The following is a 16,397-nucleotide window of genomic DNA, read 5'->3' as shown; positions in this document are numbered from 1 at the left end:
GGACCGGCAGGCTCCCATCCGGCCATCCGGATTGGAAGATATCACGTGCCCGATCTCAGCGCCACGACCGAGCTCCTTCGCCTCCTGGGCGACCCGACCCGCGTCCGCCTGCTGGCGCTGCTCGGCCGCGAGGAGCTGACCGTCGCGGAGATCACCGACGTGACCCAGCTCGCGCAGTCCCGGGTCTCGACGCACCTCGGCAAGCTGCGGGAGGCCGGGCTCGTCCGGGACCGGCGCGACGGGGCCTCGTCTTTCTACACGCTGAGCCACGACGCGATGCCCGAGGAGGCCCGGCGGATCTGGGCGCTGCTCGAGGCGACCACGGAGGACCCGCTGATCGAGCAGGACCGCGAGCGCGTCCGCGAGGTCGTGCGGGCGCGCGCCGGCGGGGCGAGCTGGGCCGACTCGGTGGCCGGGCGCATGGAACGTCACTACTCGCCCGGGCGGACGTGGGAGGCCTCGCTGCGCGGGCTGCTCGGGCTGCTCTCGCTCGGCGATGTGCTCGACGTGGCGTCGGGCGACGGCGCCCTGGCCGAGCTCGTCGCGCCGCGGTGCCGCTCCATGACGTGCCTCGACGCGAGCGAGGCGGTGATCGAGGCGGCCCGGCTGCGCCTCGCGCGCCTCGGCAACGTCCGGTTCGCGCGCGGCGACATGCACGAGCTGCCGTTCGAGGCGGCGTCGTTCAATCAGGTGATGCTGATGAACTGCCTGACGTTCGCCCGCTCGCCGTCCCGCGCGCTCGCGGAGGCCGCCCGCGTGCTGCGGCCCGGCGGCGCGCTCGCCGGGGTGACGCTCAAGGCGCACCGGCACGAGATCGCGGCCGTCACGTACAGCCACGTGCGTTTCGGCTTCGAGCCGCGCGAGCTCCGGGCGATGCTCGAGGCCGCGGGCTTCCTCGTGGACGCCTGCGACGTGACCTCGCGCGAGAGGCGCCCCCCGCACTTCGAGGTCATCTCGATCCACGCCCGCCGGATCGACGGGGACACGGCCGCCCGCCCGGCCCGCGAAGCCGACGGCGGCGCGCCCCGGCCCGAGCAGGCGCCGCAGCAAGCACAGCAGCACGGCGGCCACACGGCCGCTGGTTCCGCGGTAAAGAAGCCCAGGAGAAGAGTAGAACCATGAACGGAAGCGAACGCCCCGCGCGCATCGACGAGCTCCTCGACACCCGGATCCTGTGCCTCGACGGCGCGATGGGCACGATGATCCAGCGCTACCGCCTGGGCGAGGCCGACTACCGCGGCGAGCGCTTCCGTGACCACGCGATCGACCTCAAGGGCAACAGCGATCTGCTCGTGCTGACGCGGCCGGACGTCATCGCGGAGATCCACGGCGCGTACCTCGAGGCCGGCGCCGACATCATCGAGACGAACACCTTCACCGGCACGTCGATCGCCCAGGCCGACTACCGGCTGGAGCCGCTCGCCTACGAGATCAACCTGACCGCGGCCCAGATCGCGCGGCGGGCGGCCGACGCGTGGACGGCCCGCACGCCGGACAGGCCGCGCTTCGTCGCGGGCTCGATGGGGCCGACGCCCAAGACGCTGTCGATCTCGCCGAGCGTGAACGACCCGTCGCTCCGCGCGGCCACGTTCGACGAGCTCCGGCGGGCGTTCGCCGAGCAGGTGCGGGGGCTCGTCGACGGGGGGGTCGACGTGCTCCTCGCCGAGACGTTCATCGACACGCTGAACATGAAGGCGGCCCTCGTCGCGATGGAGGAGGTGTTCGCGGAGAAGGGGCGGCGCCTGCCGATCATGCTCAGCGTCACGATCACCGACCGGAGCGGCAGGACGCTCTCCGGCCAGACGATCGACGCGTTCTGGACGAGCGTGGAGCACGCGAAGCCGCTCAGCGTCGGGCTCAACTGCGCCCTCGGCGCGAGCGAGATGCGGCCGTACCTCGTGGAGCTCGCGAAGCTCGCCCGCACGCGGGTGAGCTGCTACCCGAACGCGGGCCTCCCCAACGCCTTCGGCGAGTACGACGAGCTGCCCGAGACGACGTCGCGGCTGCTCGCGGAGTTCGCGGACAGCGGGCTCGTGAACCTCGTCGGCGGCTGCTGCGGCACCACGCCGGACCACATCCGGGCGATCGTCCGGGCGACGGAGAGGCTCAGGCCGCGCGAGGTGCCCGCGGAGGGCGACGGGTTCGCGCGCTTCAGCGGCCTGGAGACGCTCGTCATCCGGCCCGACACCAACTTCCTGATGATCGGCGAGCGGACCAACGTGACCGGCTCGGCCCGGTTCATGGAGCTCATCAAGAAGGGGGACTTCACGACCGCGCTGGAGGTGGCGCTCGACCAGGTGCGCGGCGGGGCGAACATCCTCGACGTGAACATGGACGAGGGCATGCTCGACTCCGAGCAGGCGATGACCACGTTCCTGAACCTCATCGCCACCGAGCCCGAGATCGCCCGCATCCCGATCATGATCGACAGCTCGAAGTGGTCGGTCATCGAGGCGGGGCTCAAGTGCGTCCAGGGCAAGGGGATCGTCAACTCCATCAGCCTCAAGGAGGGGCCGGAGGACTTCCTCCGGAAGGCGCGCGTCATCCGGCGCTACGGCGCCGGGGTCGTGGTCATGGCCTTCGACGAGGTTGGCCAGGCCGAGACGGTCGAGCGCAAGGTCTCGATCTGCCAGCGCGCCTACAAGCTCCTCACCGAGGAGGCGGGGTTCGATCCGGGGGACATCATCTTCGACCCGAACATCCTCGCGATCGCGACCGGCATCGAGGAGCACAACGACTTCGCCAAGAACTTCATCGAGGCGACGAGGATCATCAAGGCGACGTGCCCGGGCGCGCGCGTGAGCGGCGGCGTGTCGAACCTGTCGTTCTCGTTCCGCGGGAACAACGTCGTCCGCGAGGCGATGCACTCGGCCTTCCTGTACCACGCCATCCGGGCCGGCATGGACATGGGGATCGTGAACGCGGGGCAGCTCGCGGTCTACGAGGACATCCCGAAGGACCTGCTCGAGCGGGTGGAGGACGTCCTCTTCAACCGGCGCCCGGACGCGACCGAGCGGCTCGTCGAGTTCGCCGAGCAGGTGAAGGGCAAGGGGAAGAAGAAGGAGCTCGACCTCGCCTGGCGCGAGGGCACGGTCGAGGAGCGGCTGTCGCACGCGCTCGTGAAGGGCCTCGTCGACTTCATCGAGGCGGACGTCGAGGAGGCGCGGAAGAAGTACGAGAAGCCGCTGTCCATCATCGAGGGGCCGCTGATGGACGGGATGAGGATCGTCGGCGAGCTGTTCGGCGCCGGGAAGATGTTCCTCCCGCAGGTGGTGAAGAGCGCCCGCGTGATGAAGCGGGCCGTCGCGTACCTCCTGCCGTTCATGGAGGCCGAGAAGGCGGCGGGGGGCACGTCGTCGCAGGGCAAGATCGTGATGGCGACCGTGAAGGGCGACGTGCACGACATCGGCAAGAACATCGTGGGCGTCGTGCTCGGGTGCAACAACTACGAGGTGATCGACCTCGGGGTGATGGTGCCGCAGGACAGGATCCTGGAGACGGCGCTCGCCGAGGGGGCCGACATGATCGGGCTCTCCGGGCTCATCACGCCGTCGCTCGACGAGATGGTCAGCGTGGCGCGCGAGATGGAGCGGCGGGGCCTCCGGCTGCCGCTGCTCATCGGCGGGGCCACGACGAGCCGGCAGCACACGGCGGTGAAGATCGCGCCGGAGTACAGCGGGACGGTGGTGCACGTGCTCGACGCGTCGCGGGCGGTGGGCGTGGTGTCGAGCTTGCTCGATCCGAAGCAGCAGCAGGCGTTCGACGAGCAGAACCGGGTGGAGCAGGGCCGGCTCCGCGAGCTCTTCGCGCGGAAGCGGGCGAAGCCGCTCGTGACGCTCGCCGCGGCGGACGAGGGGCGGCTCAAGATCGCGTGGCGGCCGGAGGACATCGCGACGCCGACGTTCACGGGGCGGCGCGTGGTCGATGACGTGCCGCTCGGGGAGATCGCGCGGTACATCGACTGGACGTTCTTCTTCACCGCGTGGGAGCTCCGGGGGCCGTTCCCGCAGATCCTGGAGCACCCGCAGTACGGCGAGGCGGCGCGCGAGCTGTACGAGCACGCGCAGAAGGTGCTGCGGCGGATCATCGACGGCGGGCTGCTGAAGGCGCGGGGCGTCTACGGGTTCTGGCCGGCGAGCGGGGAGGGGCGGGACATCGTGCTCTACGCGGACGAGGCGCGCTCGCGCGAGCTCGTCCGGTTCAACATGCTGCGCCAGCAGCAGGTGAAGGCCGCGGGCGGCGCCGACGCCGAGGACGGGGTCGGCGAGAAGGCCGCGGGCGGCGAGAAGCCGCACCTCTCGCTCGCGGACTTCGTGGCGCCGCGGGAGAGCGGGCTCGCCGATCACGTCGGCGCGTTCGCGGTGACCGCGGGGCTCGGGCTCGACGAGGTGGTGCGCGCGTACGAGAAGGACAACGACGACTACAGCGCGATCATCGCGAAGGCGCTCGCGGACCGGCTCGCCGAGGCGTTCGCGGAGCTGCTCCACGAGCGGGCGCGGAAGGACTGGGGGTACGGCGCCGGCGAGGCGCTGACGAACGAGGAGCTCATCGAGGAGAAGTACCGCGGGATCCGGCCGGCGTTCGGGTATCCGGCGTGCCCGGATCACACCGAGAAGCGCAAGCTGTTCGCGCTGCTCGACGCGCCGTCGGTCGGCCTCGAGCTGACCGAGACGTGCGCGATGATGCCGGCGGCGAGCGTCAGCGGCATCTACCTGGCGCACCCGGCGGCGCGGTACTTCATGGTGGGGCGCGTCGGCCAGGACCAGGTCGAGGAGTACGCGAAGCGCAAGGGGATGCCGGTCGACGAGATGGAACGGTGGCTGTCGGCGAACCTGGGGTACGACCCGACGGCGGCCAGGGGCTGCTGAGCGCGCCTGAGGTCGAGGAGAACCTGCTGGGGAGGTCCTGCCGGGCGGCCCGGCGCGCGGAGAGGGGTTCTCCGGGGCCGGGCGGCCCGGCGCAGCCTCCCGCGCAGCCCACACCCCGCGGCGTCCAACGGCGCGGCGGGAGCCGTGATAGACAGGCGTCCATGTCCGAGGCCGAGTGGTTTGCCATGAACCGCAGCGCCTGGAACGCGCGGACCCCCGTGCACCTGGGCTCCAGGTTCTACGATATGCCCGCTTTCCGGGCCGGCGCGAGCTCGCTCAAGCCGATCGAGCTCGCGCAGGTCGGCGACGTGCGCGGAAAGACGCTCCTCCACCTCCAGTGCCACTTCGGCCAGGACACGCTCTCCTGGGCGCGGCTGGGCGCCCGCGTCACCGGGCTCGACCTCTCGGACGCGGCCATCCAGGCCGCGCGCGCGCTCGCGAAGGAGCTGTCGATCGACGCGCGCTTCGTGGAGGCCAACGTCTACGATGCGCCCGCGGCCCTCGGGGGCGAGACGTTCGATGTCGTCTTCACCTCGTACGGCGTCCTCGGGTGGCTCCCGGACATGGGGCGCTGGGCGCGCGCGGCCGCCTCGTGCCTGAAGCCCGGGGGCGTGCTGCACCTCGTCGAGCTCCACCCGCTGGTCTGGACCTTCGACGATGCGTTCGAGCGCATCGCGTATGCGTACGACGGGCACGGGGAGCCGATCCTCACCGAGCAGACAGGCACGTACGCCGACCGCGACGCGGCCGTGACGCTCAAGGAGGTCGGCTTCAACCACGGAATCGGGACCGTGGTCACGGCGCTCCTGGAGGCGGGCCTCACGCTGGAGCGGCTCCGCGAATTCGACTGGTCGCCTTACGACATCTTCCCCGACATGGAGGAAGGGCCGCCCGGGCAGTTCCGCATGCGAAAGTTCGGGCGGCGCCTGCCGCTCGTCGTGGCGCTCGCAGCGCGCCGGCGCGCCTGATCCCCCTCCCCCGGGCCGCCGCTGGTCGCTGGCTACAGGACGCTCGGCGGCGCGACGATGTGCGGGTTCACCCGGACCTCCTCGGCGGCGGCCGCGGACCAGCGCGCCATCGACGGGAGCGACGTGATCGTGGCCGTATAGGCGCGCGCGGTGTCGTCGATCTCGACGTCGTACGTGAGCAGGCGCGTCACGACGGGGGCGAACATCGCGTCGGCGATCGAGAAGGCGCCGAACAGGAACGGGCCCCCCTGGCCGAACCGCGCGCGGCAATCGCGGAAGATCTCGAGGACACGGGCGACGTCCCGGGCAGCGGCGCCCGAGAGCTCGCGCCGCGGATGCCGGCGCGCGATGTCCATCGACAGCTCCCGGCGCATGTCCATGAAGCCCGCGTGCATCTCGCAGCTCACCGCCCGCGCGACCGCGCGGGCCTCGCGCCCCTCGGGCCACAGCTTCGCCCCGGGGAAGAGCTCGGCCACGTACTCGCAGATGGCGAGCGACTCCCACACGACGAGCTCGCCGTGGCGCAGGGCCGGCACCTTGCGCGTCGGCGAGTGCTGGGCCACCCGGTCGACCCAGTCAGGGAGCTCGTAGCCGATCAGGTGCTCCTCGAACGGGATGCCCGCGTGGGACATCGCGAGCCACGGCCTGAGCGACCAGGAGGAGCGGTTCTTGCTGCCGATGTAGAGGTGGAGCGGGGCGGTGCTCATCGTCGGTTCTCCTTGTCACGATGGATCGTGCGCGGCGCGATCCGGGCGCCCCCGCGCTCGCGCGGATCGCGAGGGCGCGGCGCCGGCGACGGTGCAGGCGGAGCGGGGGCGCATCAAGGCGCTCCGCACAGGACGCGCTCGTCGAGGGGGAGGCGCCCGCTGCGCTCCGGGGCGGCGAAGGTGCCGGGCGCTCGCAGCGCGTCGCGGAGGCGCGCGTCGGCGAGCGCGACGCGCTCGGCGGACGCCGCCGGGATCGGCCCGGCGCACGGGATCGGCTGCACCAGCGCGTACACCGCCGGGCCGGGCGAAAGGAGGCTCTCGTACAGCGCGTGGCCGAAGACCAGCGCCGCGGCCTCGCCCCGGCGCACGGCGCCTCGCACCTCCTCGGCGCGGTCCCAGAGACCGGACGCGTCGTCGAGCGGAGCCGCCCGGCGCGCGTCGTGGAGCAAGAGGAGGCCGCCCTCGTCGAGCAGCGCGAGCCCGTCGAGCTCGCGCGTGCGCGACGGCGGCAGCACCTCGGCGCCGGGGTCGAGGCGCGCGGCGATCGATCGGTGCTGGCGGGCGTGGAGCTCGGCCTTGGCGCGCGGGAAGGCGCTCCACACGAGCATGTTCAGGAAGTCGTGCCAGTTGCTCGGCCGCGTGGGCACGCGGCCCTCGACGTGGATCCGCGCGTCGTAGAGCGCCGCGGGATCGACGGGGCCGCGCCGCCTGCGCCGCCGCGGCGTCGGCGCCTGCTCCGCGAAGCGCACGGGGAAGCCCGGGCCGAGCGCGCGGTTGTAGTCCTCGACCGAGGGCCAGGCGGCGAAGGTCGCGAACGCCTCGGCCCGGGGGCGGATGGGCCAGAAGAGCCCGCTCTTCTCGTAGAAGAGCGGCTCCCAGGAGAGAGACCTGCGCGACGGTGCGCCGGGGGGGCGCGGCGCAGCTCGGCCGGCGGCGCTCACCCGGCGCAGGATAGGAGGACGGCGGCGAGAGCTCAAGCCGCGGCGGCGCGGGAGGTCTCGACGGGCTGCCCGGCCCAGGGAGACGGTGTTCTCCGCGCGGGGTGGGGCCCCGCCGAACTCGCCTGAGACCTCTCCCCTCCGGCTGCGCCGGAGGAGAGAGATCTGTTGGGCTCAGACACGGCCCGTCCCCACCCCGCGCGGAGAACCCCCTCTCCCTGGGCCTGCGGGATGAGCGTGGAATCGGGAACGAGCCTGAGCGATGCGGTACAGCCGCGATGGCCCCTCCCGGGACTTCGCATTCCGCGTTTCGCCAGGCGACTCCGATCTTCCGGCCCGTGGAGGTGCCGCGCTGCCCGACAGAGGTGCAGGGGGAACGCTCGATTCACAAGGATCGGTCTCCACGCCCGCCTCGCGCGTGTCATCCTCCAGCGAATATGGCCCGCTTCGAGGAACGCCTGCCCGAGAACGCCCCTGGCGACTACTTCGTGGACCGGACGTGCATCGACTGCGATGTTTGCCGCCAGATCGCCCCAACCGTGTTCAAGCAAGCGCCCGCCGCCCGTCAGGCCATCGTCTTTCACCAGCCCGAGGGCCCGGACGAGCACCTCCGCGCGGCCATGGCCATGGTGTCTTGCCCGATCGCGTCCATCGGCACGACCGCCCGGCAGAGCTCGGGCGCCGCGGCCGCCGCCTTCCCGGAGCCGATCGCGGAGGGCGTCTATTACTGCGGCTACACCTCGGCGTCGTCTTATGGGGCGGCGAGCTACCTCATCCAGAGGCCCGAGGGCAACGTGCTCGTGGACTCGCCCCGGGCCGCGCGGCCGCTCCTCAAGCGGATCGCCGAGCTCGGCGGCGTCCGGACCCTCGTGCTCACCCACCGCGACGACGTGGCCGATCACCAGATCTTCCACGATGTGTTCGGGTGCGATCGCGTGATCCACGAGGCCGACGTCGACGACGGGACGGCCCCCGCCGAGGTGAAGATCCAGGGCGAAACCCCCCTCGCCCTCGCCCCCGATCTCACGGTGATCCCCGTCCCCGGCCACACGCGGGGCAGCGTCGCGCTGCTCGTCCGCGAGCGATACCTCTTCACGGGAGACCACCTCTGGCTCTCCGGCGAGACCGGCCGCCTCGACGCGTCGCGAGACGTCTGCTGGCACTGGTGGGCAGAGCAGATCCGCTCCATGGAACGCCTCCTCCAGCACCGGTTCACGTGGGTGCTCCCCGGCCACGGCCGCCGCTACCGCGCGCCCTCCGAGGAGGCGATGCGCGCCGAGCTCGTCGCGCTCATCGAGCGCATGAAGATCGCGCGCTGACAGGGAGAGCGAGCGCCGGCAGCGCCGCCCCGGCGGCTCGCCCGGCGCCGTGGTATCCTCTCCTCCCGATGACACCGGACCTCGTCGTTCGCGGGTTGCGGGTGCTCACCGGGGGCGCCGCGCGGCCGGCCTCGGTGCACATCCAGGGCGGCACGATCGTGGACGTCGCCGGCCACGACGAGGTGCCAGAGGGCTGTCCCGTCGTGGACGCGCCGGAGGGCGCGGTGGTGATGCCCGGGCTGGTCGACGCGCACGTGCACATCAACGAGCCCGGACGGACCGAGTGGGAAGGGTTCGAGACGGCGACGCGCGCCGCCGCGGCCGGCGGCGTCACGTCGCTCGTGGACATGCCGCTCAACAGCATCCCGCCGACCACGACCGTGGCGCACCTCGAGGAGAAGGCGCGGGCCGCGGAGGGGCGGTGTCGCGTCGACGTGGGCTTCTGGGGCGGCGCCGTCCCGGGCAACGCAGGGGAGCTGATTCCGTTGCTCGAGGCCGGCGCGCTCGGCTTCAAGTGCTTCCTGGTCGACTCCGGCGTCGCCGAGTTCGGCCACGTGGCCGAGGCGGACCTCCGCGCGGCGCTCGCGGCGCTCGCGGGCACCGGGGCGCCGCTGCTCGTCCACGCCGAGCTCCCCGGCCCCATCGACGCGGCGCGCGCGGCGATCGCGGGCCTCGATCCGCGGACGTACGCCGCCTACCTCCGCTCGCGGCCGCGCGAGGCCGAGGACGAGGCGATCGCCCTGCTCGCGTCGCTCTGCCAGGCGACGGGCGCGACCGCGCACGTGGTCCACCTCTCGTCGGCGACGGCGCTCGGCGTCCTGCGCGCGGCGCGCGACGGCGGGGTCGCGCTTTCCGCCGAGACGACGCCGCATTACCTCCACTTCGCCGCCGAGGAGATCCCGGACGGCGCGACGCCATTCAAGTGCGCGCCGCCGATCCGCGAGCGGGAGAACCGCGAGGCGCTCTGGGCCGCGCTGGAGGGCGGGCTCATCGATCTGGTCGTCTCCGATCACTCGCCGTGCACCCCCGAGCTCAAGCGGCTCGAGGCGGGCGATTTCGACGCCGCCTGGGGCGGGATCTCGAGCCTGGAGCTCGGCCTCTCGATCGTCTGGACCGACGCCCGCCGCCGGGGGATCCCGATCGAGCGGCTCCCGGGCTGGCTGTGCCGGGGGCCGGCGAGGCTCGCCGGGCTGCGCCGCAAGGGGGAGATCCAGCGAGGGTTCGACGCGGATCTCGTGATCTGGGATCCCGAGGCGAGCTTCCGGGTCGAGCCGCCGCGCCTCCAGCACCGGAACAAGGTGACGCCGTATGCGGGGGAGGAGCTCCACGGCGTCGTGCAGGCCACCTACCTCCGCGGCGAGAAGGTCTACGAGCGCGGGAGCTTCCCCGGTGAGGCGAGGGGGCGATGGTTGAAGCGAGAGGGGTGACGGCGCCGGCGTTCGCGGAGGCGCTGGATCTGGCCTCGGAGCGCCTGGGCGGCGCGGTGCTCGCGGCGAGCGACGAGTTCTTCGCGCCGAAGGAGAACCTGCTCAGGGCGTCGAGGCCGGTGTTCCTGGAGCACGAGTACACCGATCGCGGCAAGTGGATGGACGGCTGGGAGACGCGCAGGCGAAGGACCCCCGGGTTCGACTGGTGCCTCGTGCGGCTGGGGCTGCCCGGCATCGTCCGCGGGATCATCGTCGATACGGCGTTCTTCCGGGGCAATTACCCGGAACACGGCTCGATCGAGGCGTGCGCGGCGCGCCCCGACGCGCGGGTCGAGGAGCTGCTCGATCCGCGGGCCCGCTGGGTCGAGATCGTGCCGCGCTCGCCGCTCGCGGGCGACGCGCAGAACGCGTTCGCGGTGAGCTGCTCGTCCCGGTTCACGCACCTCAGGCTCAACATCTACCCGGACGGCGGGGTGGCGCGGCTCCGGGTGCACGGCGACGCCGTGCCCGACTGGCGCCGGCTGGACCGCCCGGGCCGGGAGATCGATCTGGCGGCGGCGGAGAACGGCGCCCGCGTGCTGTCGTGCAGCGACATGTTCTTCGGGGTGCGCCACAACCTCATCATGCCGGGTCGCGCGGCGAACATGGGAGAGGGGTGGGAGACGCGCCGCCGGAGGGGACCCGGCCACGACTGGGCGCTCGTGGCGCTCGCGGCCCAGGGCGAGATCGACCGCATCGAGGTCGATACCAGCCATTTCAAGGGCAATTATCCGGACAGCTGCATGATCGAGGGCATCGACGCGGCGGGGCGCTCCGCGGAGGAGCTCGCCGGTGTCGAGGGCTGGCGGGAGATCGTGCCGCAGACGAAGCTCCAGGCGCACACGCGCCATCTCTTCGAGGGAGAGCTGCGCGCGACGGGGCCGTTCACGCACGTCCGCCTGAACATCTATCCTGACGGGGGCGTGAGCCGGCTCCGCGTCCACGGCAAGGCGACGCGGAGCGGGGCGGCGGAGCAGCGGCTCCGCCTCCTCAACGCGCTCACGGCGCCCGAGGCGGAGGCGGAGCTCCGCGTGGCGTGCGGCGCCTCGGCGTGGGCGGCGCAGATGACCGAGGCGCGGCCGTTCCGCGACGAGGAGCACCTGCGCGCGACGGCGGAACAGGTCTTCGCGCGGCTCGGGCCGGAGGACTGGCTCGAGGCGTTCCGCGCGCACCCGCGCATCGGCGAGGCCCGGCCGGCGGACGAGGCCGCGGGGAAGAGCGCGCTCGCGCGGCGCTTCTCGAGCCAGGAACAGGCGGGGACGAGCGCGGCGGACGAGGAGACGCGGGAGGCGCTCGCGCGGGACAACCGCGCTTACGATGAGAAGTTCGGCCACATCTTCATCGTCTGCGCGACGGGGAAGAGCGCGGGCGAGATGCTGCAGGTCCTGCGCGAGCGGCTGGAGCACACGCCCGAGGAGGAGCTCGCCATCGCCGCGGAGGAGCAGCGGAAGATCACGGCGATCCGGCTGAAGAAGATGCTCCGGGGCGGGTAGCCGCGGGGCGGCGAGCGGCAAGCGGCGGGCGGTGAGCGGCGGGCAGCGGGCGGCGGGAGGGCCTTCCGGGCTGCCCGGCCCCCGTGGAGGGTGTTCGTGGGGCGGCGTGGGGGCCCCACGAACACCCTCCACGGGGGCCTACCGCTCTCTTTGCATCTTGCCCACTCGGACGTCGGCCCGCCCCCCACGAACACCCGCCACGGGGGGGCCTACCGCTCTCTTGTACCTGGCCCACTCGGATATCGGCCCTCCGGGTTCGTGACTCGATGGTCGGCGGCGAGCGGATCACCTTCCCGGCGACGAGCGCCTCGACGGATACAGCCCCTCGATCCCGATGACGGCGCGCCGGATCGACGACGCGCCGAACGCCGCCGGCCATCCGTGGATCGGAGTCGTGGATCGGAGTCGCCGCTCCTGCCGAGATTGAACCCGGATCGGCGGAAGCATAGAGCGCCCCCCGCTCATGGTGTCGACCCGAAGGCCATCCCGCGCCGCGGCCGCCCGGCGCGGCGACGCCAAGCCGCCCCGGCAGCGGCTCGACCTCGACGCTCGCCGCGCTCAACTGCTCGCGCTGGGGCTCGATCTCTTCAGCCAGCGGGCCTACGACGACGTCTCGATCGATGAAGTGGCCCAGGCCGCCGGGATCTCGAAAGGGCTCCTCTATCATTATTTTCCGACCAAGCGCGAGTTCTACGTCGCCGTCCTGAGGGAAGCGGCGCGCGAGCTCGTCGAGCGCTCGCTGGCCATCGACGACGTGCCCGTGTCCGACCGCCTGCGCACCGGGCTGGACGCGTACCTCGCGTACGTCGAGCGACAGGGGATCTCCTACGCGGCCGTCTTCCGGGGCGGCATCGGATCGAACGCCGAGGTGCTGGCCATCATCGAGGAGACGCGCAGCCGCTTCCTCGAGAAGCTGCTCGCCGATGTGCCGGTGGCGGAGCGCCCCCCGGCGCTCCGGATGGCGCTCCGGGGGTGGATCGGGTTCGTGGAGGCGACGAGCCTCGACTGGATCGAGCGCCACGAGCTCGACCGGGCGTCGCTGCGGGATCTGCTCGCCGATCTGCTGCCCGAGGTGGTTGAGGCTGGCCATGGTCCACGCGCGCGGACAGGGCGCGGCGAAAGCGACCGCCTGAGGCCGCTCGCCCCGTCCTGGTCAGGCATCAAGGGTTGACGACGAGTCCGCCTTCTGCCACGAGTCGGTCGCGCGCGCCTGGCGCGCGGAGAGCACGGCGGAGGCACCCGATGAGCACGGAGAACACGAACAACGGCGAGGACTGGACCTTTCCCAAGCTCCTCGCGCTCGCAGCCACGACGCTCGTCGTGGCCCTGTCGGTCATCTACACGATCGCCCCCTGAACGACGCTCCACGTAAGGGCCCGGGACCGCGGTGCCCGGGGACCCCCGCGGCTCGCTCCCTCTGGCAGAGGCGTGCTCCCGCTCCGCTTCTGCCGTGAGCCGCCCGCCACCGCCTGGCGCAGGCGGCGAACGCAACGGACCAGCTCACACACCCGCTCGGCCTGGTGTCGTGCTCGCCGCCTCGCGGCGGGACGGCGCGCGCGGGTGCGCTCAACTGCCGCGGTAGGTGGTGTAGCCGTGAGGGCTGAGCAGCAGCGGGACGTGATGGTGCTGCGCCGGGTCGCGGATCTCGAAGAGGACCGACACGGTGGGGTAGAAGCTCTCGACGCCGAGCGCCGCGAAATAGGCGCCCGTGTGGAAGGTGAGCCGGTAGATGCCCTCGAGGAGGCGCTCGCCCGGGGGGAGCAGCGCCTTCTGCCGGCCGTCGTCATCGGTCGCGCCGCGGCCTAGCTCCCGGTAGCCGCCGGCGCCCTGGATCTCCAGCACCACCTGCACGCCGCTCGCCGGGCGGCCCCGCGACGTGTCCAGCACATGGGTCGTGATCGCGCTCATCGTTCCCCTCCACGGCTCCACGGCCCGCGCCCCGCCGGGATGCGGGCCTGAGCCGGTGTCGTCTTATCACGCGCCCCGGCGCCCAGGGTGTACGCTGCGGCAGGCGGAACGCACACGAGAAGCGTCCTGACTCGGCACGTCGAGCAGCGCTCGCGGTCCTCGCGGGCGCCATCCGGCGGCCGGCGCCGCGCGCGCCGTCTCCGGGAGCGCCCGCGCGGCTGGGGCGCCGGGCGCCCCGGGGCGCCGCCATTGCATGCCCGGAGCCCGGGGTGTATCCGTCGTTGGAGGACCTCAAGCGATGATGAGACGCCGAGACTTTCTTCGCACCACCCTGGTCACCGCCGGCGCGGTGGTCGTGCCGGCCGCCTGCACCGACGACGAGCCGACCATCGGCGCGTGCGACGTGCACGACGCCGACGGGTTCTTCCCCCAGTCGGTGGCCTCCGGCGACCCGAAGCCCGACAGCGTCGTCTTGTGGACCCGGGTCGTCGACGGCAAGCAGCAGGCGGACCTGAGCCTGGCGCTCGCCGTCGCGCTCGACCCGGAGTTCACCCAGCTGCTCGAGCTGACGCCGGTCTCCGGGGGCCTGCTGACCGCCGGGTCGGGCAGCACGCGCGTCCTCGTCACGGCCCGGGCGGCGTTCGATCACTGCGTCAAGGTCAAGGTGACCGGACTCACCCCCGGGACCACCTACTATTACCGGTTCTATTACACGACGGGAGACGCCTGCTACCGCTCGCGCATGGGGCGGACGCGGACGGCGCCGGCGCCCGACGAGGACGTGCCCGTACGCTTCGCCTTCGTGTCGTGTCAGGACTACATCGGTCGCTACTACAACGCCTATGCGGCGCTGGCGAAGGAAGAGCTCGACTTCGTCGTCCACCTCGGGGACTACATCTACGAGACGACCGGCGACCCGAGCTTCCAGAGCGCCTCGAGCGAGCGAACGGTCACGTTCTCCGACGCGGACGGCGCCCTCGCGCTGACCTCGGCGGACGGCGAGCCCTATCACGCCGCCAGGACGCTGAGCAATTACCGGGAGCTCTACAGGACGTACCGTTCGGACCCGAAGCTCCAGGCGGTGCACGAGCGCTTTCCCATGATCGCCACCTGGGATGATCACGAGTTCTCCAACGACTGCCACGGCGCGACAGCGACCTATTTCGACGGCCGGCAAGTGGAGACGGACGAGGAGCGCCGCAAGGCGGCCAATCAGGCGTGGTTCGAGTACATGCCGGTCGACTACCCCGAGGGCGACGACTTCGCGTACGACCGCGAGGTCAAGCACCCGGACGACATCAAGATTTACCGGGACTTCACCTTCGGCAAGCACGTCCACCTCGTGATGACGGACCTGCGCTCCTACCGCGCGGACCACCTGATCCCGGAGGACGCCTTCCCGGGGAAGATCGTCGTCGACAAAGACAAGCTCAACGCCGTGCTCGGCGGGCCGCCCGTCTCTGCGAGCCCGTGCTTCGACATCGACGGCCAAGGCTACGAAGACGTCAAGAAGGCGCTGGAGGATGCTGCGTCCACGCTCGGGTTCGACCCGAGCTTCGGGTATGCCCCGAACGAGGGGGCCCGCCTGCTCAGCGGCACCTTCGTCAAGGCGCTCCTGGAGAGCATCAGCCCGGGGAGCACCGAGCAGATGCCGACCCTCTCCGAGACCGCGCTGGGCGGCATGGACCCCGGGTTCTCCTATGCCGACCTCGGGAAGACGGCGTTTTACGGCGCCATGGGCTCGCGTTACCTGGTCGTCAAGGACGTCTTCGATGTGGCCTCGACCCCTGTCGCCCAGGATGACCCGGCGCGCGCCGCCGTCATGGGGGAAGCGCAGGAGGCGTGGTTCTTGACCACGATGCAGGAGTCCAAGAGCACCTGGAAGGTGTGGGGCAACGAATACTGCCTCTCGCAGCTCGCCATCGATCTCACGACGACCGCCCTCGTGGACGAGCGGTTCAAGCAGCGCTTCTACATGAGCTGCGACGGCTGGGACGGCTTTCGCCACGGGCGGAACGAGCTGCTCGAGCAGCTCGCGGAGGTCGGCAACGTGGTGGCCATCACGGGCGATATCCACGCCTTCCTCGCGGGGACGCCGGCCGCGGACGGCGATCCATCGAAGAAGATCGTCGAGTTCGTCGGCTCGTCGATCTCGTCGAGCACGTTCCACTCGGGGCTCGTGCGGCAGATCGCGCTCGATCCGCTCCTGAGCACCGTCCCCGACGCGTCGTTCGTCGCAGAGAGCCTCGAGGCATTGCTCGTCGGCCACGACACCAAGATCAACCCTCACCTGGCCTTCGCCGATGCCAGGCACAACGGGTTCTGCATCGCGGAGGCGAACGCCACCGAGTTCGTGGTGAGCATGTACCTGATTCCCGAGAACGTGGCCGATATGCCGCTGTACGGCGAGGGCGATACGATCGAGGGGATGGTGATCGAGCGGTTCAAGACCGTGGCGGGCGAGTCCGAGCTGTACAAGGACGACGGCGGCACGTGGAAGAAGTGGGATCCGGAGGCGGTGAGCTGGGCCTGAGCCCTCGCCGAGCGCCGGGCAGCTCTCGATCACGCCACGAGGGCGCACGCTCTCGAACCCCGGTAGGCCCGGGGCGCGGGAGTGGCTCCGGGCATTGCCGGAGGGGCCAGAGCGGAGGCGGGCCACCAAAGGGGCCCGCCGGAGCGCCGGCCCCGGAGGCGATGCCCGGAGCCACCCCCGCGCCCCGGGCCGGGCCA

At 71.9% G+C, this 16,397-nt stretch carries 11 protein-coding genes; 8 read left to right on the top strand and 3 right to left on the bottom strand.

Annotated elements, in window-relative coordinates; all coding sequences use genetic code 11:
* Nucleotides 1-45 precede the first annotated feature (45 nt).
* The 3 genes from WMF31_RS10465 (at nt 46) to WMF31_RS10455 (ending at nt 5,836) form a co-directional block, all read left to right on the top strand.
* Nucleotides 46-1,122: an ArsR/SmtB family transcription factor gene (locus WMF31_RS10465; RefSeq protein ID WP_436601793.1), complete on the top strand. Its 1,077-nt coding sequence runs from the start codon at nt 46-48 to the stop codon at nt 1,120-1,122.
* Nucleotides 1,119-4,868, top strand: coding sequence for a methionine synthase (gene metH / locus WMF31_RS10460; RefSeq protein WP_436601792.1), 3,750 nt, complete (start codon nt 1,119-1,121; stop codon nt 4,866-4,868). Before WMF31_RS10465 ends, metH begins: the two co-directional genes overlap by 4 nt.
* 161 nt (nt 4,869-5,029) lie before the next feature.
* The gene (locus tag WMF31_RS10455; RefSeq protein ID WP_436601791.1) at nt 5,030-5,836 is read left to right on the top strand and encodes a class I SAM-dependent methyltransferase; all 807 of its coding nucleotides are present in this window, start codon (nt 5,030-5,032) and stop codon (nt 5,834-5,836) included.
* 32 nt (nt 5,837-5,868) lie between these two features.
* Here the strand turns inward: WMF31_RS10455 and WMF31_RS10450 are convergent, their stop codons facing one another.
* Nucleotides 5,869-6,543 carry a glutathione S-transferase family protein gene (locus WMF31_RS10450; protein WP_436601790.1) on the bottom strand — a complete coding sequence of 225 codons (675 nt, stop codon included), beginning with the start codon at nt 6,541-6,543 and terminating at the stop codon, nt 5,869-5,871.
* Between the two features lie 113 nt (nt 6,544-6,656).
* On the bottom strand, nt 6,657-7,484 hold the full coding sequence (locus WMF31_RS10445) for a DUF3025 domain-containing protein (protein ID WP_436601789.1): 828 nt from the start codon (nt 7,482-7,484) through the stop codon (nt 6,657-6,659).
* A 434-nt stretch (nt 7,485-7,918) separates the two neighbouring features.
* Between WMF31_RS10445 and WMF31_RS10440 the strand changes: the two genes are divergently transcribed.
* The 4 genes from WMF31_RS10440 to WMF31_RS10425 all read left to right on the top strand — a co-directional run bounded on the left by WMF31_RS10440 (nt 7,919) and on the right by WMF31_RS10425 (nt 12,930).
* The gene (locus WMF31_RS10440) at nt 7,919-8,800 is read left to right on the top strand and encodes an MBL fold metallo-hydrolase (protein WP_436601788.1); all 882 of its coding nucleotides are present in this window, start codon (nt 7,919-7,921) and stop codon (nt 8,798-8,800) included.
* A 68-nt stretch (nt 8,801-8,868) separates the two neighbouring features.
* Nucleotides 8,869-10,227: an allantoinase AllB gene (gene allB, locus WMF31_RS10435; protein ID WP_436601787.1), complete on the top strand. Its 1,359-nt coding sequence runs from the start codon at nt 8,869-8,871 to the stop codon at nt 10,225-10,227.
* Nucleotides 10,206-11,759, top strand: coding sequence for an allantoicase (locus WMF31_RS10430; RefSeq protein WP_436601786.1), 1,554 nt, complete (start codon nt 10,206-10,208; stop codon nt 11,757-11,759). Before allB ends, WMF31_RS10430 begins: the two co-directional genes overlap by 22 nt.
* Before the next feature lie 463 nt (nt 11,760-12,222).
* Nucleotides 12,223-12,930 (top strand): TetR/AcrR family transcriptional regulator, encoded by a 708-nt coding sequence (locus WMF31_RS10425; protein WP_436601785.1) that lies wholly within the window; start codon nt 12,223-12,225, stop codon nt 12,928-12,930.
* Nucleotides 12,931-13,325: 395 nt separating this feature from the next.
* Here WMF31_RS10425 and uraH read toward each other — a convergent pair whose 3' ends face one another.
* Nucleotides 13,326-13,667: a hydroxyisourate hydrolase gene (gene uraH, locus WMF31_RS10420; protein WP_129351301.1), complete on the bottom strand. Its 342-nt coding sequence runs from the start codon at nt 13,665-13,667 to the stop codon at nt 13,326-13,328.
* A 298-nt stretch (nt 13,668-13,965) separates the two neighbouring features.
* Between uraH and WMF31_RS10415 the strand changes: the two genes are divergently transcribed.
* Nucleotides 13,966-16,200: an alkaline phosphatase D family protein gene (locus WMF31_RS10415; RefSeq protein WP_436601784.1), complete on the top strand. Its 2,235-nt coding sequence runs from the start codon at nt 13,966-13,968 to the stop codon at nt 16,198-16,200.
* The last annotated feature ends 197 nt before the right edge of the window (nt 16,201-16,397 follow it).

The sequence above is a fragment of the Sorangium sp. So ce1036 genome, assembly GCF_051369805.1.
GTDB classification, from domain to species: domain Bacteria; phylum Myxococcota_A; class Polyangia; order Polyangiales; family Polyangiaceae; genus Sorangium; species Sorangium cellulosum_F.
The sequence above is the reverse complement of the archived record's forward strand: the minus strand, read 5'-3'. Positions and strand labels throughout refer to the sequence as shown.